This is a genomic window from Natrialba aegyptia DSM 13077 (assembly GCF_000337535.1).
GTDB classification, from domain to species: Archaea; Halobacteriota; Halobacteria; order Halobacteriales; family Natrialbaceae; genus Natrialba; species Natrialba aegyptia.
Genome location: NZ_AOIP01000015.1, coordinates 485,810 through 512,331, shown reverse-complemented (window position 1 = coordinate 512,331; position 26,522 = coordinate 485,810). Strand labels below are relative to the sequence as shown.

General features: G+C 64.2%; 27 protein-coding genes and 2 tRNA genes. 13 read left to right on the top strand and 16 right to left on the bottom strand.

Features of this window, described 5'->3' with window-relative positions; translation table 11 throughout:
* Positions 1–46: 46 nt before the first annotated feature.
* Entirely contained in the window at positions 47–625 is a 579-nt protein-coding gene (locus C480_RS06480) for a SprT family zinc-dependent metalloprotease (RefSeq protein WP_049903363.1), read from the bottom strand.
* Positions 626–731: 106 nt separating this feature from the next.
* Between C480_RS06480 and C480_RS06475 the strand changes: the two genes are divergently transcribed.
* Positions 732–1,799 (top strand): purine nucleoside permease, encoded by a 1,068-nt coding sequence (locus C480_RS06475; protein WP_006664819.1) that lies wholly within the window; start codon positions 732–734, stop codon positions 1,797–1,799.
* Here C480_RS06475 and C480_RS06470 read toward each other — a convergent pair.
* The 4 genes from C480_RS06470 to trpC are packed head-to-tail and all read right to left on the bottom strand — an operon-like array spanning position 1,796 to position 5,729.
* Positions 1,796–2,593 (bottom strand): 2-amino-3,7-dideoxy-D-threo-hept-6-ulosonate synthase, encoded by a 798-nt coding sequence (locus tag C480_RS06470; protein ID WP_006664818.1) that lies wholly within the window; start codon positions 2,591–2,593, stop codon positions 1,796–1,798. The genes C480_RS06475 and C480_RS06470 overlap by 4 nt on opposite strands.
* Positions 2,594–2,617: 24 nt before the next feature.
* The gene (gene trpA / locus C480_RS06465) at positions 2,618–3,598 is read right to left on the bottom strand and encodes a tryptophan synthase subunit alpha (protein WP_006664817.1); all 981 of its coding nucleotides are present in this window, start codon (positions 3,596–3,598) and stop codon (positions 2,618–2,620) included.
* Complete coding sequence (gene trpB, locus C480_RS06460; protein WP_006664816.1) at positions 3,595–4,872, bottom strand: tryptophan synthase subunit beta; 1,278 nt, start codon at positions 4,870–4,872, stop codon at positions 3,595–3,597. Before trpB ends, trpA begins: the two co-directional genes overlap by 4 nt.
* The gene (trpC, locus tag C480_RS06455) at positions 4,869–5,729 is read right to left on the bottom strand and encodes an indole-3-glycerol phosphate synthase (protein WP_006664815.1); all 861 of its coding nucleotides are present in this window, start codon (positions 5,727–5,729) and stop codon (positions 4,869–4,871) included. The genes trpB and trpC overlap by 4 nt, the downstream gene beginning before the upstream one ends.
* 105 nt (positions 5,730–5,834) lie before the next feature.
* On the opposite strand from trpC, the gene C480_RS06450 reads away from it, so the two are divergent.
* Positions 5,835–6,305, top strand: coding sequence for an MGMT family protein (locus C480_RS06450; RefSeq protein WP_006664814.1), 471 nt, complete (start codon positions 5,835–5,837; stop codon positions 6,303–6,305).
* A gap of 5 nt (positions 6,306–6,310) precedes the next feature.
* On the opposite strand, the gene C480_RS06445 is transcribed toward C480_RS06450, so the two are convergent.
* Both C480_RS06445 and lonB read right to left on the bottom strand, forming a co-directional pair.
* On the bottom strand, positions 6,311–7,363 hold the full coding sequence (locus C480_RS06445) for a CPBP family intramembrane glutamic endopeptidase (RefSeq protein ID WP_006664813.1): 1,053 nt from the start codon (positions 7,361–7,363) through the stop codon (positions 6,311–6,313).
* Between the two features lie 15 nt (positions 7,364–7,378).
* Positions 7,379–9,622 carry an ATP-dependent protease LonB gene (lonB, locus tag C480_RS06440; protein ID WP_006664812.1) on the bottom strand — a complete coding sequence of 748 codons (2,244 nt, stop codon included), beginning with the start codon at positions 9,620–9,622 and terminating at the stop codon, positions 7,379–7,381.
* A gap of 288 nt (positions 9,623–9,910) precedes the next feature.
* On the opposite strand from lonB, the gene C480_RS06435 reads away from it, so the two are divergent.
* Both C480_RS06435 and C480_RS06430 read left to right on the top strand, forming a co-directional pair.
* The gene (locus tag C480_RS06435) at positions 9,911–10,429 is read left to right on the top strand and encodes a nicotinamide-nucleotide adenylyltransferase (RefSeq protein WP_006664811.1); all 519 of its coding nucleotides are present in this window, start codon (positions 9,911–9,913) and stop codon (positions 10,427–10,429) included.
* Positions 10,426–11,277 carry an SAM hydrolase/SAM-dependent halogenase family protein gene (locus C480_RS06430; protein ID WP_006664810.1) on the top strand — a complete coding sequence of 284 codons (852 nt, stop codon included), beginning with the start codon at positions 10,426–10,428 and terminating at the stop codon, positions 11,275–11,277. Before C480_RS06435 ends, C480_RS06430 begins: the two co-directional genes overlap by 4 nt.
* A 20-nt stretch (positions 11,278–11,297) precedes the next feature.
* On the opposite strand, the gene C480_RS06425 is transcribed toward C480_RS06430, so the two are convergent.
* The gene (locus tag C480_RS06425) at positions 11,298–11,672 is read right to left on the bottom strand and encodes a HalOD1 output domain-containing protein (RefSeq protein ID WP_006664809.1); all 375 of its coding nucleotides are present in this window, start codon (positions 11,670–11,672) and stop codon (positions 11,298–11,300) included.
* Positions 11,673–11,765: 93 nt separating this feature from the next.
* Positions 11,766–13,310, bottom strand: coding sequence for a thermosome subunit alpha (thsA, locus tag C480_RS06420; protein WP_049903299.1), 1,545 nt, complete (start codon positions 13,308–13,310; stop codon positions 11,766–11,768).
* A 191-nt stretch (positions 13,311–13,501) separates the two neighbouring features.
* On the opposite strand from thsA, the gene C480_RS06415 reads away from it, so the two are divergent.
* Positions 13,502–14,326: an amidohydrolase family protein gene (locus C480_RS06415; protein ID WP_006664807.1), complete on the top strand. Its 825-nt coding sequence runs from the start codon at positions 13,502–13,504 to the stop codon at positions 14,324–14,326.
* Positions 14,327–14,603: 277 nt separating this feature from the next.
* Positions 14,604–15,566 carry a DUF368 domain-containing protein gene (locus C480_RS06410; RefSeq protein ID WP_006664806.1) on the top strand — a complete coding sequence of 321 codons (963 nt, stop codon included), beginning with the start codon at positions 14,604–14,606 and terminating at the stop codon, positions 15,564–15,566.
* A gap of 72 nt (positions 15,567–15,638) precedes the next feature.
* On the opposite strand, the gene C480_RS06405 is transcribed toward C480_RS06410, so the two are convergent.
* Both C480_RS06405 and C480_RS06400 read right to left on the bottom strand, forming a co-directional pair.
* Positions 15,639–16,673 carry a glycosyltransferase family 2 protein gene (locus C480_RS06405; protein WP_006664805.1) on the bottom strand — a complete coding sequence of 345 codons (1,035 nt, stop codon included), beginning with the start codon at positions 16,671–16,673 and terminating at the stop codon, positions 15,639–15,641.
* Between the two features lie 64 nt (positions 16,674–16,737).
* On the bottom strand, positions 16,738–17,445 hold the full coding sequence (locus C480_RS06400) for a class I SAM-dependent methyltransferase (protein WP_006664804.1): 708 nt from the start codon (positions 17,443–17,445) through the stop codon (positions 16,738–16,740).
* A gap of 261 nt (positions 17,446–17,706) precedes the next feature.
* On the opposite strand from C480_RS06400, the gene C480_RS06395 reads away from it, so the two are divergent.
* From C480_RS06395 to C480_RS06380, 4 genes are all read left to right on the top strand, one after another.
* Positions 17,707–17,988, top strand: coding sequence for a MarR family transcriptional regulator (locus C480_RS06395; protein ID WP_006664803.1), 282 nt, complete (start codon positions 17,707–17,709; stop codon positions 17,986–17,988).
* A 69-nt stretch (positions 17,989–18,057) separates the two neighbouring features.
* Positions 18,058–18,858, top strand: a complete 801-nt coding sequence (locus C480_RS06390) for an MBL fold metallo-hydrolase (RefSeq protein WP_006664802.1) — start codon at positions 18,058–18,060, stop codon at positions 18,856–18,858.
* Positions 18,859–18,887: 29 nt separating this feature from the next.
* Positions 18,888–19,610, top strand: coding sequence for a YkgJ family cysteine cluster protein (locus C480_RS06385; RefSeq protein WP_006664801.1), 723 nt, complete (start codon positions 18,888–18,890; stop codon positions 19,608–19,610).
* Positions 19,611–19,698: 88 nt separating this feature from the next.
* Entirely contained in the window at positions 19,699–20,469 is a 771-nt protein-coding gene (locus C480_RS06380; RefSeq protein ID WP_006664800.1) for a geranylgeranylglyceryl/heptaprenylglyceryl phosphate synthase, read from the top strand.
* Between the two features lie 92 nt (positions 20,470–20,561).
* On the opposite strand, the gene C480_RS06375 is transcribed toward C480_RS06380, so the two are convergent.
* Both C480_RS06375 and C480_RS06370 read right to left on the bottom strand, forming a co-directional pair.
* The gene (locus tag C480_RS06375) at positions 20,562–20,984 is read right to left on the bottom strand and encodes a TRAM domain-containing protein (RefSeq protein ID WP_006110373.1); all 423 of its coding nucleotides are present in this window, start codon (positions 20,982–20,984) and stop codon (positions 20,562–20,564) included.
* 141 nt (positions 20,985–21,125) lie between these two features.
* On the bottom strand, positions 21,126–22,895 hold the full coding sequence (locus C480_RS06370; RefSeq protein ID WP_006664799.1) for a radical SAM protein: 1,770 nt from the start codon (positions 22,893–22,895) through the stop codon (positions 21,126–21,128).
* 129 nt (positions 22,896–23,024) lie between these two features.
* Here C480_RS06370 and C480_RS23755 point away from each other — a divergent pair, with 129 nt between their 5' ends.
* The gene (locus C480_RS23755; RefSeq protein ID WP_006664798.1) at positions 23,025–23,183 is read left to right on the top strand and encodes a DUF7559 family protein; all 159 of its coding nucleotides are present in this window, start codon (positions 23,025–23,027) and stop codon (positions 23,181–23,183) included.
* 212 nt (positions 23,184–23,395) lie between these two features.
* Complete coding sequence (locus C480_RS06360; protein ID WP_006664797.1) at positions 23,396–24,079, top strand: Hsp20/alpha crystallin family protein; 684 nt, start codon at positions 23,396–23,398, stop codon at positions 24,077–24,079.
* 391 nt (positions 24,080–24,470) lie between these two features.
* Here the strand turns inward: C480_RS06360 and C480_RS06355 are convergent.
* Positions 24,471–24,576, bottom strand: a tRNA-Ile gene (locus C480_RS06355).
* Positions 24,577–24,749: 173 nt separating this feature from the next.
* Here C480_RS06355 and C480_RS06350 point away from each other — a divergent pair.
* On the top strand, positions 24,750–25,061 hold the full coding sequence (locus tag C480_RS06350; protein ID WP_006664796.1) for a DUF7091 family protein: 312 nt from the start codon (positions 24,750–24,752) through the stop codon (positions 25,059–25,061).
* A gap of 106 nt (positions 25,062–25,167) precedes the next feature.
* Here C480_RS06350 and C480_RS06345 read toward each other — a convergent pair.
* Both C480_RS06345 and C480_RS06340 read right to left on the bottom strand, forming a co-directional pair.
* Positions 25,168–25,239, bottom strand: a tRNA-Thr gene (locus C480_RS06345).
* A 215-nt stretch (positions 25,240–25,454) separates the two neighbouring features.
* Positions 25,455–26,498 (bottom strand): DUF7114 family protein, encoded by a 1,044-nt coding sequence (locus C480_RS06340; protein ID WP_006664795.1) that lies wholly within the window; start codon positions 26,496–26,498, stop codon positions 25,455–25,457.
* Positions 26,499–26,522: the final 24 nt, after the last annotated feature.

Below are 26,522 nucleotides of genomic sequence, written 5' to 3'. Positions count from 1 at the left end.
AAGTGTTCCGCGGTCGGGTCGCCGTTCTCGCGTCGTTCATCCCGCGTTACCACTCGTCGCCGAGGGCCGCCTTCGCGCCGCCGAACTCGCTCGCAGTCGTCCACGTTCTGCCGCTGGCCGCGTGTTCGACCTCGTAAGCCGCGCCGCAGTTCCCACAGCGATACCCGTCCGGGGAGCGGACGGGCTTCGAGGCCCGGTGGCGCTGTGCCGTCCAGTCGCAGTCGGCGGCGAGACACCGTAGGACGTACCGCGGCTCGGTGAACGAGCGACAGTGGCGAGGGGCGTCGAGTTCAGTCGCGCGCTCGCGAAATCGCGGGCCGTGTCCCGATTCGCCGAAGCGGCGAAACTCCCAGGCGTGGACGAGTTCGTGTCTGACGATGCCGGCGAACTCGGGCCAGTCGTAGCGGTCGTAGGCGCGTCTGGCGAGGATAATGGTCGCGGTTTCGCGGTCGGCGTGCCAGCGACACGCGCCGGCGCGGCGTTTCGCCCGGGTGGAGACGGTCCACTCGAGCGCCGAGAGGTCGAGTTCGAAGTCGGCGTCGGCGAGGACGTCGCGGGCGTGAATCCGTGCGCGTGCGATGATCTCGTCGTCGATCGTCAACCGGTTGTCCTCTCCGTCGGTCACGGGTACGCGGTGGCAAACGGTCGGGGAGCGTGAAATTCTTCCGATCAACACGTCGAATTGACCGACCTCCGGAGCGTCTTTGGCCGCTCGCGACGATCCCACTCGCATGACCGATTCCGGATCCGGCTTCGACTCTGAATCCGACCCCGACCCATATCCCGTTCCCAATCGCGATCCCGATCTCAACCCCAATATTCCGGAGCCCCGCAGTCCGGACCCCGACGAGTTCATCCGTCCGTCCGCACTCGTCCTTCCCGCCGTCGCCGAGCCGCCGCTGGCCGAGCGCCGTCCCTGGCTCGAGCGCGCCGACCTGACCGACGCGCTCTCGATTCCGGGCACCGAGACGCCGCTGTACCTGACCGCGGACGGCGTCGCGATCACGACGACCGGCATCGGCAAGAGCGACGCGGCGACGACCGTGACGGCACTGCTCGCCGCGCCCGCTCTCGAACTCGACTCCGCGTACGTCGTTTCGGCGGGTATCGCCGGCGGGCCGCCCGAGCGGGTCGCCCTCGGATCCGTCGTGATCGCAGACGCGGTCGTCGACTGGGATCGAAAGCACCGCTGGGATCGGGATCAGACGGGTGCGTCCGAGGGTGACACTGATTCCGGCGACTTCGATGCTGACGCCAATCCCGCCGCCGGCCTCGACCTCCTCGCGTACCGCCCGCGCGATTACGTCCACCGCCTCGACACCGAACTCGTGGACGCGGCGCTCGAGGCCGCCGCCGACGCGACCCTCGACTCCGACCCGGCCGCTCGAGCCTACCAAGACGAGTACGAGTTCGGCGACGCGCCGACCGCGGGGCCGACCGTCGAGCGTGGCACGACCGTCTGCGGCGACGAGTTCTGGCACGGCCCGCGCTACGCCCGCGAGGTCGCCTGGCTCTGTGCGGCCTACGGCGTCACGCCGTACCTGACGACCCAGATGGAGGACGCGGCGACGGCGACCGCGCTCGACCGGTTCGGCCTGCTCGATCGCTACCTGAGCGTGCGCGCGGTCGCGAACTACGACCGGCCGGCTCCCGGCGAGACCGTCGAAGAGAGCTTCGACGGCACCGCCGCCAGTCTCGACCTGGCGCGCGAGAACGCCGCCCGGGTCGGTCGGACGGTCGTCACTGAACTCGTGGCGAGCGATCCGCTCGGGGTCGGTACGGACAGTCTGAAAACTTAGACTTCGAGCGCCAGTCCGGCCTCGGTCAGGGCGTCCTCGGTCGAGAGGTCGTCGTGGACGACGCCGGAGACGGCGCGGGTGATGGCTTCGGGTTGCTCGTGCTGGAAGATCGATCGTCCCATCGAGACGCCCGAGCCGCCGGCGTCCATGACGCCACGGACCATCTCGACCGTCTCGCGGTCGGTGCCCCGCGAGCCGCCGGCGATGACTACCGGCAGACGCGTCGATTCGACGACGTGCTGGAAGCTCTCGGCGTCGCCGCTGTAGCCCGTCTTGACGAGGTCCGCACCGACTTCCTCGGCGAGCCGGACCGCGTGGCCGAGCGACTCCGCATCCGTCGAGTCGACGCCCGGCCCGCGAGCGTAGGCCATTGCGAGCACCGGGATCCCGAACCGGTCCGCCGTCTCGGTAACCTCCGCGAGCTGGGTGAGCTGGTCGGGTTCGTAGTTCGAGCCGACGTTGATGTGGAACGAAACGGCGTCGGCCCCGGCTTTGATCGCTTCTTCGACGGTGCCGGTCATGCGTTTGTCCTGCTCGTCCGGCCCGATGGTCGTCGAGCCGTTGAGGTGGACGATGTAGCCTTTCCCGTTCTTGTTATCGTGGACGCGGGGGGCGATCCCCTTCTGCGTGAGCACCGCGTCGGCCCCGCCGCGGGTGACGCCGTCGATGGTCGATTCGATGTCTTTGAGTCCCTGGACGGCACCCATCGTGAGGCCGTGGTCCATTGGGATGATTACGTACGAGTCGTCTGTACCGATCCGGTTCAGTCGCGCGTTGAGTCCTGCTGTAGTCATTGCGAGTGTATAGCAAACTTGCGGTTATGGCTGTTCTGGTTCCGGTGCTTCTTCCCGTCCGCGGCGCGCACCCTGCTTGAGTTCGCGCGCCTTGGCCTCGAGTTCGGCCGCCGCAGGTGCATCGCCTGCACCGTGGTCGGCTATGATGTCGACGAGCGCGCTGCCGACGATGACGCCGTCCGCGCCGGCGGCGACGATCTCGGCGGCGTGGTCGCCCTCGCTGACGCCGAATCCGACCGCCTTGGGTACGTCGTAGCCGGCGAGGCGGGCCAGGCTGTCGTGGGTCGCGTTCGAGACGTCCGCCCGCGCACCGGTGGTCCCGAGACGGGCCTGGACGTAGGCGAAGCCCGAGACCCGGGACATGATGCGATCGAGGCGCTCGCCCTCGGTCGTCGGCGCGACGATGAAGACGAGGTCAATATCGTGATCGTCACAGGCGTCCCGAAGCGGGTCGGCCTCCTCCGCGGGGAGGTCGGGGACGATGATGCCCGAGAGGCCGGCGTCGGCCGCGCGTTCGACGAACGGGCGGACGTCGGGCTTGTTCTGCGGCTTCGCCGCGCCAGCTTTCGAGGCGCGTGACGCCTCGCTCGGCCCGTACTGTAGAATCATGTTGTAGTAGGTCATCACCAGCAGCGGGGCCTCGGTTTCGAGTTCATCCACGAGGTCGAAGAACTGTGCGGGCGTCGTTCCGGCGTCGAGCGCGCGGTTGATCGCGGCCTGGATGGTCGGCCCCTCGGCGGTCGGCTCCGAAAAGGGCAGTCCGAGTTCGATCAGGTCCGCGCCGCCGCGGTCGAGTGCCTCGACGTACGCCTTCGTGTCCTCGAGCGAGGGGTCGCCGGCGGTGATGTAGGTGATGAGTGCAGGGTGGTTCTCGCGGATGGCGGTTTCGATGTCGCCGTCCGCGGTCGCCAGTTGCTCGCCGCCGTCGGCTCGCAGCTTACGGGCCACTTCGTTCCCCGTTCGCTCGGACCGAGGCGCTCGCTCCGCTCGCGTCTCGCGGCTCATGCGTCGAACACCTCCACGTCCGGCGCGGCTTCGAGGTCACGCTTTTCGGTCTCTTCGAGAACCGTCTCCAGATCCTTGTCGCCGCGTCCGGAGACGTTGACGACGACGAGGTCGCCGAGTTCCTCGTGGTTCTCCTCTAGGTATCCGAGCGCGTGACTCGACTCGAGCGCCGGAATGATTCCCTCCAGGTTCGAAAGGCGATGGAAGCCGTTGAGGGCGGCCTCGTCGTCCACGCTCGTCGGCGTGACCCGGCCGGTCTCGACGAGCCGCGAGAGTTCGGGGCCGACGCCGGCGTAGTCAAGGCCCGCGCTCACGCTGTGGGACTCGACGATCTGCCCGTCGTCGGTCTGGAGGAGCTTCGTCAGCGCGCCGTGGAGGACGCCGTCGGTCCCGGTCGAGAGCGTCGCCGAGTTCGGCGCGACGCCCTCTTCCTCGTCGATCTTGAGGCTCGAGCCGCCGGCCTCCACCGCGTAGAGGTCGACGGATTCGTCCGGCACGAACTCGTGGAACGCTCCCATCGTGTTCGAGCCGCCGCCGGCGCAGGCGACGACGCTATCTGGGAGTCGCCCCGCTTGCTCCTGGATCTGTTCGCGGGCCTCCGCGCCGATGACGGACTGGAAGTCCCGCACCAGTCGCGGGAACGGGTGCGGGCCGACGACGGAGCCGATGACGTAGTGGGTGTTCTCGACGGTGGTCGCCCAGTCCCGGAGCGTCTCGTTGATCGCCTCCTTCAGCGTCCCGCTGCCGGCCTCGACCGGGTTGACCGCCGCGCCGTTCATCCGCATCCGGTAGACGTTCGGGCGCTGGCGGTTCACGTCCGTCCGCCCCATGTAGATCTCGCAGGGCATGTCGAGGTGGGCCGCCGCCATCGCGGTCGCCGTGCCGTGCTGGCCCGCCCCCGTCTCGGCGATGATCCGCTCTTTCCCCATGTACTTCGCCAGCAACACCTGCCCGAGCGCGTTGTTCAGCTTGTGTGCGCCCCCGTGGACGAGATCCTCGCGCTTGAGGTAGATGTCGCGGTCGTAGCGCTCGCTGAGTCGGTCCGCGTGCTGGAGCGGCGTCGGCCGTCCGCCGAAGTCGCGCATTCGCTCGCTGAACTCGTCCATGAAGCCGTCCTCGTTCTCGAGGACGTAGCGCTCGTAGGCGTCCTCGAGTTCCTGGAGGGCGGGCATCAGTGCCTCCGGTACGTACTGGCCGCCGTAGTCGCCGAACGTTCGCTTGCGGTTGGCTTGGTCGGCGGACGCGTCTGCGTGGTCTGATTCGGTGTTGCTCATGTCTGTCTCTGTGTTTGTGTCTCCGTCTCCGCCGTCGCTCGCACCAGCGCTCGCGTGTTCGCGGTAACGTCGGTGTCGCCGTCGTGGTCCATGATCGCGCTGCCGACGAGCAAGGCGTCGGCACCGGCCTCGCGCATCCGGCGAACGTCCGCCGGTCCCGAGATTCCGCTCTCGGCGATCAGGGTTACGTCGTCAGGCACTTCGGGTGCAACCGACTCGAACGTGTCGAGATCGACCTCGAGTTCGGCGAGATCGCGGTTGTTGATCCCGATGATCTCCGCGCCTGCCTCGAGTGCGGATTCGAGTTCGGCCTCGTCGTGGACCTCGACGAGCGGCTGGAAGCCGCGGTCGCGGGCGGCGGTGACGAGTTCGTCGAGTTCAGCCTCGGGACGCGTCGCGTTCCGGCTGGCTCGCGAATCGGTCGGTTCGCGAACGCCGACGAACCGGGCGATCAACAGGAGCAGATCGGCCTCGACGACGTCCATCCCGGCCTCCTCGAGCACGAAATCCTTCCGCAGGACCGGAACGTCGACGGCCTCGCGGACGCGGGTCAGCGCCTCGGGCGAGCCGCCGAAGTGAGTTGGCTCGGTGAGAACCGAAATCGCCGTCGCCCCGCCCTCGACCATCGCCGTGGCGAGTTCGACGGGGTCGTCATCGCGAGTGCCATCGCTCGTCGGACTCGTCGGCTTTACCTCCGCGATTACCGGCACGCGACCGTCTCGTTCCGCTCGGTCGATCGCGTCGGTGAGCGACCGGGCATCGACCGCAAGAGGGTCGCGCTCGGCGGTGTCGTTGCGCTCGCTGGCGGCTGTAAGGATGGACCGCACCGCGGGTGCGAGCTCCCTACCCTGAGTCATTATTGTACATCAACGTACTCTTTTGTACAAAAACCTTGCGTCATCGGCGGTGCTCACGGCGGTGTGACCGGCGACTATTCAAGGCCGTATCACCAACGGAGGCGTATGGAGGACGCTACGGACGCCGGTATTTACGCGCGCGAATCGTCGTATCTCGACCGGTACGTGCAACTCGGTGCCGCCAGCGGACGGGTGCTGAGCGTCTCCGTTCCCGACACGCCCGAATCGAACGCCGAGGACGACCATCCAGTGCTCGATTGCATCTTCGAGTACTTAGACGGCCTCGATCCCGTCGCGTTCGATGACGTCCAGGTCGCACTGACGGTCCCCACGGACCAACGGGCGGTCCTCGAACAGGTCCGCGAGATCCCCTACGGCGACCAGCTCGACGTCGAAACTCTCACACAGGTCACGCCGACGCTCGACGCCGACGAGCAGTCCGACCACACGACCGTCCGAACGGCGCTCGCCGAAAACCCGGCTCCAATCTTGATCCCCGACCACCGCGTCCGCGACGGCCCGAGTGCCCTTCCGCCGGCGGTCGAACAGAAATTACGCTCGCTCGAGGAGTTGTAGGCCAGCTATTCCGACTCTCGATTGGATACACTCCTTCGCGTCGCCCACTCGAGTTCGAGTCCCTCATGAACCACGAACTCGAGGGCGTTGATCAGGTAGTGTGCGACGATGACCACGAGCAGGCTTCCGGTGGCGATAAACACCGCCGCGAGCACGAACCCGAGCGCGCCCGTGACGGCGACACCGACCGATCCCTGCATTCCGTGGCCGAGCGCAAACGCAACCGACGAAACGACCGCGAGCAGCCACGGCGACATGTCGAATCCCGTTGCGAACACGCCGATCAACGCGCCGCGAAAGAGCAGTTCCTCGAACACGGCGATGATCGGAAGCACGACCAGCAACAGCGTGAGCCAGCCGCCGGTCGTGTCCGGTGCCAGCATCGACCGCAGCTGCTCGTCGTGGTCGAACCCGACCCGCTCTGCGAACGCCGCCCCGAGTTCGTTCGCCGCGTAGAGGGCGATCCCGGCTCCCGTCCCCACCGCCAGGCCGCTCGTGAGATACGCGAGGCTGAACTCGATGCCGAGCGCGCTCGCCGGAATCGCAGTGAAGAGGATGGCTCCGAGGAGGACGACTAGGAACAGCCCCTGCGAGGCGGCGACGTTCGCCAGGAGTAGCCCCGTCGAGAGATCGTCGGGATCGAGTTCAGCGTGGCCGGGGTGGCGGTGCCCATCGTCGGTGTGGATGGCCCGATCGTCTCGGGAACTCGACCCGTCGTCGCCCGTCGGCGGCTCCGCGTTCTCGGGCGTGTCCACCCTTCTGCCGCCGTTGCTGTCGCCGCGGCCAGCCCCAGACCGGTCGTGGCGGTCGTAGCGGGTACCCGCGTCCGACTCGTCGGTAGCAGGGGACGACCGCTCCCCGAACTCGCGCGCGTCGCCGTCACGAGTTCCTTGTGTCGCGTCGAACGCTTCGAGTCCGTTGTCGGTTTCGGCGGTGTCGCCTGCGGGAGCCTCGGCGTCGGAACTCGAAGAAAACGATGTCTGTGTCAGGTGAGAAAGAACGAGCAAGAGCACGAGGACGACGACGGTCAGCCCAGCAAACGCCGTCCACTGTGCCATTAGTCTCGTCTGTGCTTACTGCGGGCTCGGGTTCGAGCCGCCGGCGGAGCCGACCGACTGTTGCTCGAACGCCGTGCCGGTGATCGACTTGAGACGGTCGAGCAGCGAGTCCTTCTCGGGTTCGCCCTCGAGGGCGACATCCAGGACTTCGCTGATGTTCGAACACGGTACGATGTCGATCATCTCCTCGTACTCGTCTTCGATCATCACGTCCTGTTCGTTCGCCGCGGGGATGATGACCGTGCTGCAGCCGGCCTTGGCGGCAGCTTCGATCTTATGCGTGACGCCGCCGACGGGGAGGACGTCCCCGCGGACCGACAGCGAGCCGGTCATCGCGATCGACTGATCGACCGGGATGTTTTCGAGCGCGGAGATGACGGCCGTCGCCACTGTGATTGAGGCGGAGTCGCCGTCGACACCCTGCTGTCCGGCCTGGACGAACTGGATGTGGATGTCCTTCTCCGAGAGGTCCACGTCGGAGAACTTCTTGATGATCGCGGAGACGTTCTGGACCGATTCCTCGGCCATCTCCTGAAGCTTCCCGGTGGCGATCACCTGCCCGCCGCCCTGTGCGGGCGCGATCTCGGCCATCACGGGGAGCATGATACCGGAGTCCTCGCCCATGACGGCGAGACCGTTGACGCGGCCCTCGACGCCGTCCTCGGTGACCTGCAGCTCGTAGTCTTTGCGCCGCTCGATGTAGTCGTCGGCGAGCTGTTGCTCGATCGAGCGCGAGCGGCCTTTGGCCTGCAGCACGTCATCGCGGGTGGTCAGATCCCGATCCTCGGCGCGGGCGATGTCGCCTGCGACGCGGACCAGTCCACCGAGACTGCGGAAGTGAAGCGTCAGGTGGTTCTTCCGGCCCGACCGACGCTTCGCCTCGAGGAGCAGTTCCTCGACAGCTTCGTGGGTGAAGTGAGGCAGGCGGCCGTCGCGTTCGACCTCCTGGGCGATGAAGCGGGCGTACTTGCGCCGCATCTCGGGCGTATCCTCGATGGTGTCGTCCATGTACACTTCGTACCCGTACCCTTTGATCCGGTTCCGGAGTGCAGGGTGCATGTTCTCCATCGCGTCCAGGTTCCCGGCGGCGATCATGACGAAGTCACAGGGGACGGGCTCGGTCTGGACCATCGCGCCCGAGGAGCGCTCGGACTGGCCCGTGATCGAGAACTCGCCCTCCTGGATCGCCGTCATGAGCTTCTGCTGGGTGCGCACGTCGAGCGTGTTGATCTCGTCGACGAACAGCACGCCCTTGTTGGACTTGTGGATCGAGCCCGGCTCGACGCGGTCGTGAGACGGCGTCTCCATCCCACCGGACTGGAACGGGTCGTGGCGCACGTCGCCCAGCAGCGCACCGGCGTGGGCACCGGTCGCGTCTTCGAACGGCGCGGTCCGCTTGTCGCCGTTGTTGACGATCATGTTCGGCACCATCGCGTCCGTGCCGCGACTGGTGTACCGGAAGATCAGCCAGATGATCCCCGCTGCGAGAATGCCAAGGAGGGGGTTGACGGGGCTGATGATCGCGTACCCGATGATGACTGCGATGATGATCCACATCAAGATCGAGCGCATCTGGTTGCGCTTTCGCGCTTCCTCTTTGTGCGCGTCGATGATCTGCTCACCCTTTCCGGCGGGAACGGTCCGCACCTTCGGCTCGTTCCCGTCGTCCGGGTTGTGATAGACCAGCACGTCCTGTAACTCCTCTTTCGGCAGGAGTTGACTCATCGCCTTCGCCAGCATCGACTTGCCGGTCCCCGGCGAGCCGATCATCATCACGTGACGGCGCTGTTTTGCCGCCTTGATGATGATGTCTCGTGCTTCGTCCTGTCCGATAACTTGATCGACGAGCCGATCCGGAACCTCGATATCTTCCGTCGAGTCGATTTTGAGACCGCCCAGAAGGTCGTCTTCGGCGATCTCCTCGTCTACCTCGACGCCCGGATCGACCTCGACGGAACTGCCGAGATCGTCGACGGTCTCGACATCGTCGGTATCGTCGGGCCGATTGTCGTCACCGGCAGTATCTTCGTCACCGTCGGTCGGCGACCGTTCTCCCTGACGCTCCGTGGACTGTGACTGCGACTGCGGCGTAGACTCCGGGGGAGATGACGTCTGCGGCGAGCGCTCACGGTCGCGCCCGTCCTGCACACGCTCGGACTCCCGTCCACGCTCACGCTCCTCGTCCTGTGCCTGCTCTTCGCGTGGCACAGTCCCAGAGGCGTCCTCGGGAGGGTCGTCAGCGTTCGTATCGTTGCTCATAGAACTCTGTTCGGTATCTGATTCGAAGGGATTGCCACTGATATACTTTCTCCATATGAAGAACCGCTAGTAGTGCCGAAAACGCCAGTTCTGGGCCATGTGCGTTCGTTTCTGATCCGCCACCGAGTCTGGCCGTCGTCCCAGAACGTGATGGGCACCCAACGGCTCCCGCCCGCTTTCGAGTCGTTTCACCGGTACCGGTTCGTTCCCACTCTCGATCCGCCCAGTAATTCTTCCACAGTGCCGTAACTCGCCACGCTTAAGCGTACTGCCCGAACATTGTTCGGCATGACACGGGGGTTCTACATCGGTCGATTTCAGCCCTTCCACAACGGCCACTACAACATGGTCGAACGAATCGCAGCAGACGTCGACGAACTCGTACTCGGCATCGGAAGTGCCGACCACTCACACACCGTTCGAAACCCGTTCACCGCCGGCGAACGGATCATGATGATCACCAAGTCCCTCGTCGACACCGACCTCGTGACCTACGCCGTCCCCATCGAGGACCTCGATCGGAACTCCGTCTGGGTGAGCCACGTCCAGAGCATGAGCCCGGACTTCGATGTCGCCTACTCGAACAATCCGCTCGTCATCCAACTGTTTCGCGAAGCCGGCATCGATATCCGCCAGTCGCCGATGTTCAACCGCGACGTACTCGAAGGCTCGGAAGTCCGCGAACGCATGATCAACGACGGCGACTGGGAAGCCCTCGTCCCCGAAGCCGTCGCCGAAGTCGTCGACGAAACCAACGGTCTCGAACGCATTCAAATGGTCAGCGATTCCGACTCGAACGGCGAATGATTACACTCTCCTCAGACTTCGGCACCCCCTATCCGGCAGCGATGCGCGGCGTCCTCTCGCAGCGTACCGCGGCTCGACTCGTCGACGTCGCCCACGACTTTCCGCGGCAGGACATCCGAGCAGCCGCCTTTTGGCTCCACGAGACGCTCCCGTACTTCCCCTCCGCCGTCCACCTCGTCGTCGTCGATCCCGGCGTCGGCACCGACCGAAATGCACTCACTATCCGCGCAGGCGATCACGTCCTCGTCGGCCCCGACAATGGCGTCTTGCTCCCTGCTGCCCGCCGACTTGCAGCAACGACCAGCGCTTCCGAGCCGACCATCGGCTCCGGACTCGACGCATACATCATCGACGACACACAACTCGATCCGCCAGCCGTCGCCGGCCACCAGCAAGCCACCGACCCGCCCGGCCCGAGTTCACCATACACCACCTTCCACGGTCGAGACGTCTTCGCCCCCGCTGCCGGCGACATCCACGAGTTTGGCCTCGACCGCCTCGATGTGCTCACCGAACTCGCGTTTCTCGAGCCAACGTCGACCGTGACGCCGCTCACACTGCCGGACGCGACGGTCGCGGACGGTCGCGCAACCGGCGAGGTGCTGGTCGTCGACGACTTCGGAAACGCGATCACGAACGTTCCGGGATCGTTCCTTGCGGACTGCGAACACGTGCGTGTAAACGGCGAGCGGGTGCCGGTCGCAACGACCTTTGGAGCCGTCCCCGTCGGGGAGCAACTTGCGACGGTCGGGAGCCACGGCTACGTTGAACTCGACGTGAACCAGGGACGCGGGGACGAGACGTTCGGCCTGGCAGTCGGTGCATCAGTCACCCTCGAATCGGCGTGAAAAGCAGCCCCGACGCGTTGTTAGCTCACTAACGTCGCTCGATCTGGATAGATGACGATCTCCCCATCGTCGTAAATCGTAATCTCACATTGTGAGAAGCAAAACGAGACCGAGCCTGTTCGCTCGTCGACTGCGCACTGTCGTGTCGTCTCACACCAGTCGACGACGAGTGCGTTCAGAGCGTCCGGATCGATGCTGTCCGCGAGTGGCTCGAGGGCGGCTGGATCGACGCCATGAATCGACGAGACCGCGAGGGGAAGTGCCGTCGTTACCGGCTCGTACTCGCTTTCATCACACCACATGTGATAGGTCTCGCTCTCGGCGTTGTAGTAGACGGTTTGGTCAACCGCCTCGGCGACCGGCGTCAGTCGATCTGAAGGGGCCATGCCGGACATAACGATCGGTAGTCTCGAGTGTTAACACTTAACATTATTGGCCAGTCAGAGTCGCCGACACAGTACGGAAACCGAAGAAAAGGCGAGAGCGAGTTATTCCGCGGCGATGACGTCGTCGATTCTGACGATCATCGTCGCAGCCTCGGTCGCACTCTCGATCGCTTCGCGCTTGACATCTGCCGGATCGACGACGCCGAACTCGAGCGGGTCGTCGATGGTCACGTCTTCGCCATCGGTGATCAGGCCGGCGCGGCCCTCGGAGTCGTGCGCGGCGCGGAGATCGACGAGCGCGTCGATCGGGTCCTGGCCGGTGTTCGCCGCGAGCGTCCGCGGGACGACATCGAGCGCGTCCGCGAAGGCGGTGACGGCGAGCTGTTTGCGGCCCTCGATACCGGCGGCTTCCTCGCGGATCTTGTTTGCGATGGCGATTTCGGTCGCGCCAGCGCCGGGAACGACTTCACCGGAGGCGAGTGCGGTCGCGGCGACGTCGAGTGCGTCGCCGATCGCGCGCTCGAGTTCGTCGACGATGTGTTCGGTGCCGCCGCGGACGAAGACGGTGACGGCTTCGGCGGCCGCGCCGCCCTCGACGAACGCGAGGTCGTCGTCGCCGAAGTTCGCGGTGCGGATGCGGTCGGCTTTGCCGAAGTCGGCTTCTTCGAGGTCGTCGAGTGCGCCGACGCGGGTTGCGCCGGTTGCGGAGAGGATGTCCGCGGTGTCGCTGCTGCCGACGTTCTCGAAGACGAGGATGCCCTCGTTGGCGAGGAACGTACTGACGCGGTCGTCGACATCTTCGGTAGTGACGACGACGTCAGCGCCGCTTTCGGCGACGGTTTCGGCGTAGCCCTGGACTTCGCTTTCCTCGGCGTCGATGGCGGCGTTGAGCTGGTCGATGGAGTCGATGGCGTACTCGGCGTCGACGTCGCCGGTGCGGACGCCGAGTTCGACGTCGAGGACGGCGATCGAGGCGTCTTCGATCTCGGTCGGCATGCCGTCGTGGGCGGGCTCCTCGTCGATGACGATGCCCGGGACGAGTTCGGTCGCGTTCGAGGAGGCACCGATCTGGGTGTGGACGGTGACGTTCTCGCGGGCGACGCCCTCGTCGGATTCGACGTGGCGGACGGCCTCGACGACCGTTTCTGCGAGCGATTCGGCGGTGAGACCGCCGGTGCCCTTGCCGGTCATGCTGGATTCGGCGACCTGTTTCAGGACCTCGTCGTCGACGGCGGCCTCGCTGATCTGTTCGTCGATGGCGTCGAGGGCGATCTCGGCGGCTTCGTGGTAGCCCTCGACGATGGTCGTCGCATGGACGTCCTGTTCGATGAGGTCTTCGGCCTCCCCGAGCAGGTTGCCAGCGATTACGCCCGCGGTCGTCGTCCCGTCGCCGACCTCCTCTTCCTGGGTCTCGGCGACTTCGACGATCATCTGGGCCGCGGGGTGTTCGATGTCCATCTCGTTCAGGATGGTCGCCCCGTCGTTGGTGATGACGACCTCGCCGCCCGAGTCGACGAGCATCTTGTCCATGCCGCGGGGGCCGAGGGTCGTCCGTACCGACTCGGCGACCGCCTTGCCGGCCATGATGTTGGACGATTGGGCGTCCCGGCCCTGTGTTCGCTGACTATCCTCGCTCATAATGAACATAGGCTGTCCGCCCATGCGTCGCTGTTGTGCCATAGCTGAATCCTCACTAACTATGTCGTCAGCACTTCTATATAAGCGTTTCCCTCTCGCACCCACTCCGTCTTGCGATTCCCTGTATCGCGTGCCCGCGTGACCCGCGTAACGACGAAGTCGGTAGCAAAATATGGTTCGACTCGAAACGATGGGATGGGATGCTGGAGCTGGAACACGGGTTTCGCGTCGTCGATAGCTACGCACGGCTCACGCCCGATCGACGCGAGCAGCCCCGCGGTCGGTCGATCACCCCCGACCGACTCGAACGGGAGATGCGTCAGGCGGGAATCACCAGGTCGATCGTCTTCCCGCCGGCGACGCCGGAAACGAGCTACGTCGCCCCGAACAACGGGGTCGCCAGACGAAGCGTCGACCGTCCGTTCGTCGCGTTCGCTCGCATCAACGGCACTCGCCGCCTCGGCAGCACCGCAACGAATTGTCTCCACAACGCCGTCGCTCGCCGCAAAGAGTTCCACACGACCCCCGAAGACGTCGAAAAATACGCCTACGACGACCGGTTTCACGGCTTCGTCCTCGACCCCCTCACCGACGACCTCCCCGACGAGGACGTCCTCGACACGCTCGAAGAAACCGGCCTTCCCCTGCTCGTCCGTGGTAGCGCCGACGCGACGCCAGCTGAACTCGCGGAGACGATCCTTGGCCGCTCGTTTCCCGTTATTATCGCTCACTTCGGCGGGCATCCCCTGGATCGCTCGAAAATGCACGAGACGATCGATCTGCTCGCCGAGTTCGACGACTGCTACGTCGAGACGAGTTTCGTCAAGTACCGTGACCTCCTCGAGCGCGCCCTGCTCGAACACCCGGATCGAGTTCTTTTCGGAAGCGGCGCGCCCGCCTGTCATCCGAACGTCGCCGTCATGGAAATCCTCACGCTCGATGTCTCGGAGGACAAACTCTGGCGTGCCTTTTCGAAGAACGCCTGTCGCGTGATCGACGCGCTCGCACCGGACGCCTACGTGTAGTTAGATCGACGGCATCGGTTTTTTACCGTCGTCCTCCAGTCTTCGCCCTCTGCTCCGTCTTCCCCCTCCGTTCCAGCGACTGTCCACTGACCGTCCTCCGCCCGGTCTTTCCCGTCGTTACGATAATCCCCGCGCCGTTCTGTTGCCACACTAACTCGACTCCTGCAAGGAGTGACGCCATTTATGGTCGTGCCTCAATACCCGCTACGTATGGACCACGGACGACCCTCCCGATCGCCAGCCCTGCACACGATGCGGTCACACCTCCACGCAATCGATGGGATATAACCTCACCCAGCGCGTCGGCGACCGCCTCGCGATCCTCCGAATCTACTGCTACGGCCTCTGCATGGGCACCGCCGACGCCCTCCCCGGCGTCTCCGGCGGCACCATCGCACTCCTCCTCGGCTTCTATAGCCGTCTGATCACCGCCGTCACCGCCTTCACGCCCGGCCGCCTCCTCGACATCCTTCGCGGCTACGATCCCGACCGCCGCGTCCGGGCACGCGAAGCCCTCCTCGAACTCGATCTCCCGTTCTTGCTTCCGCTCGGCGTCGGCGTGTTCACTGCCATTGCAATCGTCGGCAGCGTCGTCACTTCGCTCGCAACCTCACACCCCCTCGCACTCTTCGGGTTCTTTATCGGCCTGATCGCCGCCTCCGCCGTCGTCCTCTTTCGAAGCCTCCCGTTCTCGACCGCCGAACACGTCCTCGCCGCGGGCGCTGGTACCGGTCTCGCCTTACTCGTCGCCAGCAACGTCCTCCAACTCCCCGGACAGGGCCCCGTCCGCACCCTCCTTGCCGGCGCTTTCGCCGTCAGCGCCATGATTCTACCCGGCGTCTCCGGCTCGCTCATCCTGATCCTCCTCGGCCAGTACGTCTACCTGATGTCCGAACTACACGCGTTCCTCGACGCGCTTCACGAACTCGTCTCGACGACGGGAACGCTCCAGACGCTCGTCGCCCCGGGCACGACCGTGATCCTCTTCGTCATCGGCGGCGTCGTCGGCCTCGTCACGATCGCCCGCGTCGTCCGCGCGTCGCTCGACCGGCACTGGACGCTCACGATGTTGTTCCTCGTCGGCCTGATCGCCGGCTCCGTTCCCGCGCCGCTTCACGAAATCGCCGATACGCACGCCTGGTCCCCCACCGTCATCTTCCTGACCGTCGTGTGGGCGGCCCTCGGTGCACTCGCACTGTTCGTCCTCGATGAACTCGCTGGCGGGTTCGATCCCGAGTAAGGAGCGAGCAGTATCGGTTATCGATCGCCGATCGGCGTCTCGTGCCGACGGGATCCCGACTGCGCCCGATCGCTACCGCCGGTCGTACACGCGAACAGCGCGGTCGTGTCTGACCGAGATTCCGTTCGGGTTCCGCTGAGCCGTCCGATCGCCGTAGCGGGCACGAGTTCCGTCTACAAATCCGCGAGCCGCGTTTTGAACCACGTCCGTTCCGTCGGATAGCCACCCAGTCGGTGTCACCTCACCGGAGACGATTCGTCGAGCCCCGCTAAACCCGTCACGGAGTGCACTGCCGACCGTCCGAGCGACGACCGTCGGTCGCGGGCCGTAGTTCTTCGCAAGCCGATAGGAGAGTGCCCGGTAGGTCGTCCCCCAATCGAGTTCGGTCATCGTCCCACCGTCGGCTCCGAGTTCGGTACGGACGGCCATCTGGTGTCGCCAGTTAGTATCGAATCCGAGTCCGGCGATCCGGTGGGCGCAGTCTCGGTCGCCGCCGGTTTCGAGGTATTCGTCGAAGCCGTCGAGTGCGTCGAGAACGGTTCGATCGAATGCGACGTTGTCCCCGTTGATGAGCGTGATCGAGCGGCCGGCGATGGTTTTGGTGTGGGGTTGTGCGGGGCCGTCGATTGCAGCGGGGTGGCTGGGTTCGCTGGGTGTGCTGGGCGTGCTAGGGGAACTCGATGGAGTAGCTGTGCTGGCCGCGCCGGCTGCGGTGGTTGTGTCCGCGTCCGTCTCGTCGGGTGACTGTATCGGTTCCCCCGCTGTAACCGCGGGACCGGTTACCACATCCGTTCCATCCGCGCGTGCCTGCTCGATGGCCTGGTGCCAGGTCGGTTCGACGGCGTAGCTGCCGTCGAGGAAGGCGATTACGTCGCCGGTTGCAACGCTGAAGCCGACGTTTCGGGAGACGTTTGCGTTCCGCTCGGAGATTTCGACGAGAACGTCGACATCGGGCCGGTCGCGGACGACACCGGTCGTGCCGTCGGAAGAGGGGCCGTTGACGACGATCACTTCGGTCGTCGCTGGCGTGTGCTCGGCGAGTGCATCGAGACAGGAGAGCAACTGCTCTCGGTCGTTGAGCGTCGAGACGACTACCGAGAGCTCCATACTATGTGGTAGAACACCCGGGGAGTAAAAAGACGATGGGATTACTGCCAGCTATCGTCGTCCACTACCGAAGCCGCGTGTTCCAGTACGATACCGACGCTGCGTGATCCGTAATCGGATGCCCGCCGAGGGCGCTGTCGATCGACCGAAGCGGTGAGGCGAGCCCGTTCGGAATTGCCCGGTAGAGGCCGTACGGAAGGAGGAAATCGTCTTCGACATCGATCAGCGTCAGATTCGTCTTTGCGAGTAGCGTACTTACCTCGCCCTTCGAATACAGTCGCGAACCCATCGGCAGCGCCCAGTTGTAGATACTCCGCGAGCTAAAGCGATTGAACGTATCGAAGACGACCTGTTCGCTCGCCACCCGCCGCATCTCCCGCAAGAACGCCTCCGGATCGTCCGCCAGATGGAAAAAGCGCATCGCGATGACGGTATCGAAGTGGTCGTCCGGAAACGGTAGCCGCCCCGCATCGCCGCGGAGGAACTCGAGTGTCCCTGCGAGTTCAGCGCGCTGTGCTTTCGCTCGCCCTTGGTGCAACATCGCTGCCGAAATGTCGAGTCCGACGACGTCCGCGCCCTGCTCGGCCAGCATAACCGTAAATCGCCCGGTACCACAGGCGATTTCGAGGATCGTACGGTCCTCGACGGGCATGATCGCCTCGAGGACTGCTTGCTTCTCCCGTCGGTCGATCAACTGTCCACCCTTGGAAAAGCGCTTGTCGTCGTACTCCTCGGCGACGTCGTCAGCCTGGTACCACTCCTGTCCTTTCACACTGGGCGAAACTACTGTAGTCGTGGGATAAAACGATACTGGACTCGTTCGGAAAATCCGACGGGTCCGGACAGTCAAACGACTGGACGAGGGGTCACCTTCGCTGGTGCGTCGTCGTAGACCGGGAGCCTGTCACTGTCTCTGTTCATCGTGCGTATGGGTTCCATGTATTAATACCACATTTGAACCCCTTATACAAACTTCATTGTTCCTATCCACATATAGGGAAGCTTTACCAACACTGATTCCGCTCAGAATTGTATGAGCACGAGTACCGCAGAGGATGGCACTGCCGCAGCCGAGGAGGTCCTATCGAAGGACGAATACCGGGACCGTCTCCGCGATCTCCCACCAAGCGCGAAATTGGTTGCGAAAGTCCTCGAAACCGATTCACCGCTCTCGCAGGGACAACTCGCCGACGAATCGCTGCTTCCAGACCGCACCGTTCGCTACGCCCTCAACCGCCTCGAGGATGTCGGCCTCGTGGGGTCGCGCTACAGCTTCCGGGACGCGCGCAAGCAGGTTTACTACCTCAAGAACTGAGGAACTGAAGTCGGCTCCGTTTTGGACCCGCTTCGATACGCACATACAACCCGCCGATGAGACGTTCCTATGGACGTGACTTCCTGTTCCGTTCCCGTCCAGACGCGGGCCCCGACCGGCGAAACCACCGCCTATCTCATCGGCGACGACGCCGCGGTCCTCGTCGATCCGGCTGCACAAACGTCCCCATTGGACGAACTCGTCGCCGACCGCTCCGTCGAGCACATCCTGGTCACTCACACCCACCCGGACCACGTCGGTGCTGTCGAAACCTACGCCGACGCGACCGGTGCGACGGTCTGGGCCAGACGCGGCCGCACCGCCCGATTTCAGGAGGCGACCGGCTGTGCGCCCGACCGCGAGTTCACTCCCGGAACCGAGCTCTCGCTCGGCGACGGTGACGAGGCGTTCGTCCGTATTCTTGACGCACCGGGACACGCACCGGATCACGTCGCATTCGAGGTCGGAGACGGTGGCCCGGTCGTCTGCGGTGACTGCGCCGTCCGCGAGGGCAGCGTCGTGGTCGGGGCACCGGAGGGCGACATGCGCGCGTACGTAACTACGTTGCGCCGACTCTGGGCGATGGACCCACCGGTACTGTATCCCGGTCACGGCCCGGTTATCGACGCGCCGCGGGAGGCCCTCGAGCGTCTCCTCGCCCACCGCGCCCGGCGCGAACAGCGGGTCCTGACCGCCGTCGAGGGCGGTGCCAAGACGCTCGATGAGATCCTCGCGGCAGCCTACGAGAAGGACCTGACCGGGGTTCGCGATCTCGCGCGGGCGACGGTCCGCGCACACCTCGAGAAACTCGCCGTGGAGGGCCGCCTCTCGTGGGACGGCGCGGTCGCTCGCGCTCGTCGGAGCGACTGACTTTTCCGCCTCGCCGCGTAGCTGTAGGTGTGCCCTCGCTCGAAACCGAACTCGACCGCGCCCGCGAACTCTCCGTCGACGACCTGGCCGACGCCATCGAATCGATCGGCTTCGAGTGCACCCGCTGTGGGGCCTGCTGTACGAGCCACGGCGAGGACGAGCACACGGCGACGGTCTTTCCCGACGAAGTTCGCGAATTACAGGCCGCCGCCGCGGCGGGCGATAGCGCTGATGCCACCGGTTCCGACACCGCCGAATCGGACACAACCGCCGAAGCGCGCGACTGGCGCGACGTCGCCCGGCCGATGCCCTACGGCCTCACCGAGGGCGAGGACGGACCGGAAGGCGAAACCTTCGAATGGGCGCTCCAGACCGACGGCTGCGGGGACTGCGTCTTCTACGCGGAAGACGACGCGGGCGTCGGAGCCTGCACCGCCCACGACGACCGCCCGCTGATCTGTCGAACCTACCCCTTCAGCGTCGCCCTCGACGGCACCAGCCAGCCGATGGGCGAGGCCGTCGACGAAGCCGGCGTCGTCCGCGCCCACGAGTGCGAGGGCCTCGGTCGCGACATCTCCCGCGCGGACGCCGAAGCACTCGCCGCCGCGCTCAAAGAACGCGCCGTTCGCGAACTCGAGGAGGCGATCGACGTTCGTGATGCGTACGCGCCCGTCGATACCGGGGCGGGCGAGGTTGTCGTTCACGATTCTGAAGGAGCGAAACGGCCGGATGGAACGCAACTCTCCGACTAAGTGACCGTGTGAGTCCAGACAGGCGGCCAGTCAGTCTCAGGGCCGCAAAATCGACAGAAAATTCACATGCGTCTGTGACGGTTTTGCTATGGACATCGCGTGGCACGACATTCGACACGTCACGAAAGTCGATCCAGCCAAACCGTTACCGGCCAATCCCGGCGTCATCGCGGACACCGATCTCGTGATCGTCGGCGGGTCCGACGACGTGACCGAGGCCAACACCCTCGAGACGATTCGAGCGATCGACGACATCGCCCCCGACCTCCCCGTCCTTCAGGAACCCTACAGCGCCACGCAGGTCTCGACCGACACCATAGACGCCGCCACAGCCATTGCCGTCCCCGCCGTCTACAACGGCGACCGGACCAACTTCGTCGGCAAACACCTCGACCTCTTCACCGAGGTCGCGCGCAAACCCGACGAACTCACCGGCAGTACCGTCCCCCTCGTCGGCGATCTGGTCACGTCCAAAGGCGTCGACGCCGTCGCCGAACTCGCGACGAACCTGATCGCCGAAGGATACGTCATCCAGCATCTCGATTCGGCGGCAGCAACTGTCTCGGGCGTCGAAACCGCGTACACGCCCGCCCAAGTCGCGGGTGCGGCGCTCGCGACGGAGACGTTCTACGACTTTCCGATCTTCTACGTCGAGTACTCGGGTACCTACGGCGGGCCGGAAGACGTTGCATCAGCCGCGCGATACCTCGACGAAACGGTCCTGCTCTACGGCGGCGGCATCGACACGCGCGAGAAAGCCACCACGATTCTTGAAGCCGGCGCGGATGCGATCGTCGTCGGCGACTGTTTTCACGACGATCCGGGTACTTACCGCGAGACGATCCCGCCCCAATCGTGAGCGTTACGTGAAGAGAATTGCCGAACTCGCCAGTGGCTCCTCGGTCGTCGGTTTCGGACCGGACAGCGCGCCACTCTCCGGTAACGGTGACGTTAGAACGTGTCTTCGATAATCTCGCCGACTGCGAAGTTCGACTTGACCTCGGTGACCTCGATCTTGACGCGTTCACCGACATCCGCGCCGGGAACGATGATAACGTAGCCGCGTTCGACGCGGGCAATCCCGTCACCCTGCTTGCCGATATCTTCGATTTCGACGTAGCGCGTTTCACCGACATCGACCGGTGGCTGTGGCTCCGAAGTGGCGGTTTGTGGCTGTGGCTGCGGTTGTGCCGCCGCCGATGCCTCGACCTCACCCTCCTCGCCCTCGCGAGAGATGAGCGCCACACGGTAGACCTCCTCCGGATCGATGTCGCCGGTCTCGACTTCCTGACGTGGTACCTCGATGACGTATCGGTCCTCCTCTGCCGAAACCTCCGTACTGAACAGACACAGGAGTTTTTCAGATATTTCCACAGGTAGACCCTCAATTCCACCTCTGACGCTCATCCGTATTAGAACTACCGACCACGACCGAGAATTCTTCTCCACACGCCCGGTTTCAGTCGACCCATCTCGCTTTCCACTCGCGCACTCTCCTCAATCCGCGCACTCTCCTCAATCCGCGTGCTCGAACGGGCGCGTCGTCACGAACTCGTCGAGTTCGATCGCCGTTTCGAGGCCGGCGTCCGTGACGGACTCGTAGGGGCGGTTGACGACGATGTCGCCCGCCGTCCGATCGCCGACGCCGGGAATCGCGGTGAGTTCGTCCATCGAAGCACCGTTGAGATCGAGCGGGTACGGAACGCCGGTCACGGAGCGATAGCCGTGGTCGACGACGGCGACGTCGATCGTCCGCCCGAGTTCGCGTTCGCCGGGGATACCCACGAGCAGCGGATAGGTGCCGAGCTGGCGGCCGAAGGTTTTCCCGTCTTGGTGATACTCGAGGTGGACGTCCGAGAGGACGGTTCCCGGCGGGACAACGCGCCCCAGCATCGGGTTGTCGATTTCTTCGCGAACCTGCTGTTTGTAGCGCTTGAAGAGCTTCTTGTGCTCGTTCGCGATTTCGGCACCCGTATCGGACATGTCGGTGCCGTCGAAGGACATGACCTGTCGGATGTTCACGCGCCGAAGCATGTAGCCCTCGTCGTAGACGCGCTGGAGGAACTCGCGGTTGTGCCGGTAGGTTTCCTCGCGTTCGCCCTTGAGTCCGTGGAGGAGGTTGATGCCGGGGAGGAGTTTGGGCAGTCGGCGCGGGCGAGCGTCGCTGGTCGTTGCATCGACGGTCGGATCGTTCGGTCCGCCCGGCCGCCAGCCCGCTTCTTCGTTGACGATGCGAACGGCTTCGAAGCACTCCTCGGCGGTGACGTTCAGGTTGTTCTCCTCCTGGACGACGGGGTCGGCGGATTCTAGCCCGAACGCAGCCGTGTCACCGGGCGTGTTGTGCTCTGCGATAATCCGAATCCCCTCGCGGCTCTTCTCCGGCCAGTTGACGATCGTGATGGGATTCATGTTGTCCAGGTGAAGAGTCTCGAGATTCGGCGCGACCTCCCGGATACCGCTGTAGAGTTGGCGGAGCGCATCTGGGTTTGGTGCTTCGCCGTCCCCGCCGTAGGCCAGGATATCCGCCTGCCGGCCGATCCGGAAGTGTTTCACACCGTAGTCCGCGAGCGCGTCGACCTCGCCGACGACGGTCGGCGGCGGGCGGAACGAGGGGTTTCCGTACAGCGGTTCGGTACAGAACGAGCACCGGTAGGCACAGCCGCGCGAGGTCTCGAGTTCGGCGATGAGGTACTCGGGGTGGTTTGGGTGTTGCTCGACGATGAAGGCCCCCTCCTGTGCCCATCGCGAGACCTCGTCGATGTCCCGCATTCGATTGTTGAAGCCCTCGAGGCCGCTTTCGACGAGGTCGTGGACGGCGGCCTCGACGTCGCCCTTGGCGACGAAATCGAAGTCTAAGTCCTGTCGTTCGGTTTCGGTCGCGCCGGCGTTCTCGTCGCCGACGCCGAACTTGACCGGGCCGCCCATCAGGCTCGTGCCGCTCGCCGTCCACGCGAGTTTGCGTACCTCGTCGGGTTCGGCGGGCGTGCCCCCGACGTACTTGCCGGGGACGGTCATCCCGCCCAGGTAGATCATGAGATCGGCGTCGTCGACAGCGCGCCATCGATCGGGGTCGTCTCGCAGACCGTCGATCGTGTGATACGTAATTTTCTCGCGCGGGACGCCCGCATCAACGAGCGCGCCCGCCGTGTACCGGGGATACGTCGAGATGTACGGCGGGACTCCGAAATGTGCGGGTTCGTCGACGTACCCGTCGACGATCGTCACCGAGAGCGCGTCCGTCTCCGTCCCGGAGTCGGGACCAGAGCCGGAGCCGGAGCCAGTCATACCGACCGATAGCGCCTCGAACGACAAAACGGTGACTAACGGGAGACACGAGACGCGAGATAACGAGGGTGTCTAACACGAACCACCGCAACCGCCGCGTTGATGGTCCTGGTCCCGGTACTGTCGATCATGCCACCGACCGAAGAAATCGTCTGCACCGACGACGACTGCTTCCTCGACCTGTTCGAGAACCACTACACCTACGACGTTCCCGACGAGTTCGACAGCTCCGAACTCTCGTGTCCCGTCTGCGGCGGTACCGACTGTCTCGAACCGGTCGAACTCTGAGCCACCAGTCTCCGTACAGCCCATCCGCCACTGCGCCAGCGAACTCGATCGACCGTCGCGTCAGACGTTATTTTACTCAACACCAAAATTAATAAGAACGTGGCTATCGTAGTTTCCCCATCGGCTATGTTACGTGCTCTCACCCAGGTCTCCGCCCAGCACAGCGCACTGGCTCCCGCCCGCCGTGTCGGTTTCACGAGAGGTGATGCGGAGTGAACAAACCGTCCCTTGGCTCGTCGATCACACACGTGCTCTACCGCCAACTCGGCCGGGCAAGCGGTCGCATCCAGAACCAGCGCTCACTGCCCGTCGACCTCCTCGAAAACGACGACTCCTATCTCGTCGTCTTCGACGCTCCCGGTGCCGAACCAGACGACGTCCAGGTCCGGTACATGGACGGAACCGTCAAGATCAGCGTCGACCGTTTCCGCCCGTTCCGTGACAGCTACGAGATGCGATTTCCCGGCCGTGGAACCAACCTCAGCGGCACGGCCGACCTCCCGGCCGATGCCGTCGTCGACCCCAACGCCGGAACCGCAACCCTCTCAGACACCGGCTCGCTCCGGATCGAAATTCCCAAAGCGAGTACGCTTCAGGAACCGGCTGCAGACGATATCGAACTCGACGATACTCGTCCGTCCGACGGCACGCCACCCGACGAACTCGACGACGCGCACGACACACACGACACCACCACTGAAACGACAACGACGAACACAACTGACGCCACACCCCCGTCGGCAGACGCCAGTAGCGGCACAACCACAACTACCACAACTACAAACGTCGATCGCGACCCCAACCCCAACCCCAACCACAACACGACCACCACCGCAACCGACTCACAATCCACCGACATCGACTCCACTCCCTCCAGTGAACTCGCGCTCGAATGAACGGGCTCAATTCCGAGTCGATTGGGAACACTCAGCGGCGTCCACAGTCACCACTCACATGCAGTCCCCGGTTGGAGGTGTAGCCCCGTTCCAGCCGTCACGATCTGAACTCTGATACGACGGCCCCCTGTTCACTTCCGGAATCCCTGAAGAGCCAAGCTGGACTTCCAATAGTGATTGGCGGCCGGCCACGGCGCGAGCGTCACGCCGCTCACTCCGTTCCCGGCCACTGATTTCGCAGGGCAGCGGTTCGGTCCGAAGACCCGGAAGCAGTCGCTGGTTCGGTCCGATTCTGAACCCACCGTAGCTAAAACGGCAAACGGCGTCTCTGGTGAGGTGAGTGGCTGAAGAACGCTGAATCAGTTCCGGCTACACTTCTAGTTTTTGCGGATGGGCCCTGACGGATTCGAACCATCGACCACTCGGTGTCTCACATGACCGCATCGATGCGATCGTGTTATGAGCCGAGCGCTCTAACCAGACTGAGCTAAGGGCCCCGTTTCCCGTCTATGCAGAGAAAAACGTGGCCTGTAGTTAACCCTTACTCTCCGTCTTGGTGTAGCAAATTGGCCTCGACAACTATGCGAAAGCATACGATCACACTACCGACAGCCACAACAGACCTGGGCAGCGACGGGTCTATGTGGTCGGCGACCGGATACTACTGCGTATGTCGGATCGTCGTCGACTCACGCAGTTCCTGCGTTCGAAACTTCAGGCGGCAGGCGAGCAGTACGAACAGGTTCGGGGGTCGACCGATCGCCAACTCGAAGAAGCCCAGCAGGCCTATGAAGTGGCCAAAAACGTTCGCCAACTCCCCTCCGATAGCGAAGGCCGGGCACAGATCGTCTGCCGACGGTATGCAGAACGCCGAGCAGCAATGCTCGACGATCAGTACCGTCCAGCGTGCTACGAAGCAGACCATCCGGACTGTGAAGGCTGTGTCGAGGATATCCGTGCGGGACGAATCGAGACGTGGTAGGTACATCCTCAACGACAGCGTTCACGACTATTTGACTGTCGCTACTGAACTCGACGCCGTATCGCTATTGTTCTGTTACGAATACCGAACTGATTGAGAGAAACGAAGCCTAGGCCGGGATTTGAACCCGGGCTCTCGTCCTTACCAAGGACGCGCTTTACCGCTAAGCTACCCAGGCACGCGTTTAGATGGAGTGGTGCCATGGGTTATATCCCTTTCCATCTACAGCAGCCGTGTCATGCGATTTCACTCCGGGAGTTCAGGTTTGGGAGACCGATAGTTTGGAGTGCTGGCATCGCCACTGGTGGTGGGTGCTGGCTTTCGGTACGAGACAATGGTGATAACTGGCCGAGTTCAGCTTGCACTCGAGTGAGAACGACTGGGAGAACGGGATTATGGATCGGTTGCAGATGGGGCACAACCGGCCGAGTTTTTTTCGTGATTTTGATCGGCAGCGAGATGGCCGAGTTCAGCGAGACCGTCCGTGACTGGGGGGAAGGTTGGGAGGAAGGTGTCGGTGGGGAGGAGGGTGTCGGTGAGGGTGGTTGCGAGTTCGAGGGCGAAAGCGGAGGGGGATGTGTCGGCGGTGGCTGCGCCGGTGCGAACGGCGAGTTCGAGGATATCGCGTTCGAGATTGGTGTTGATTGAATGGGGGGAGAGCGTTGCCTTTGTTGTCTTTGCGGTGTTTGCGGACGTGGTGGATTTTGAGGAGGTTGTTTCGGCGGTTGGGTTGGCGGCTGTGCTGGGTTGTGTGCTTGCTGTAGAGGTTGCGGTCGGGGGTGTGGGTGTATTGGTGAGTTCGGCGCGTCTGGTCTGGTCGCGTCCGAAGGCCTGCACGGTGTGGACGGCTTTGTCGGCGGCGTCGGTTCGGGCGAGCAGGGAGAAGCCGCGGGCGACGAGGATGTCTGCGGCGAGGATTGTGAGATCGTCGGTGTACTGCGATTGCGATTGGGGCTGAGAGTGGGGATCTGACTGAGATTGAGCCTGTGACTGTGGGTGGTGCTCTGGCTGTGACTGTGACTGTGACTGTGATTGTAATTGGGACTGGGACGCGGGCGTGGGCTGATTCGCGTGGGCGTTGTCGCCGCACCAGGAGTCTTCGTGTGCGAGTTCACGTGTGAGTCGGAGTCCCTCGTAGATCAGTTGGACGCCGGCGGCGTGGGTGAGGAGTGTGTCAGTGTCGAGTTCGGTGGACTCTATGGGCCGGTCGGTGTCTCGGCGCTGGGGGTGGTCTTGCTCTCGATCGCTCTTTGAAGTCGAATCGTCGAGGGGGCTAGAGAGTTCGGGTGTGTGTATCGTGGCGCTCTCGATGGTGAGGACGCCTGGGAGCATCGAGGCGTCCTCCAGAACGGTATCGAGGAGCGAAGCCAATCGCGGTGGTTCCACATCCGCGAGAGCGTCGACGGCAGCACGCCGACAGGAGTCGGCCTTGTCCATTAGCAGGATGTTACGAGGGCGGAG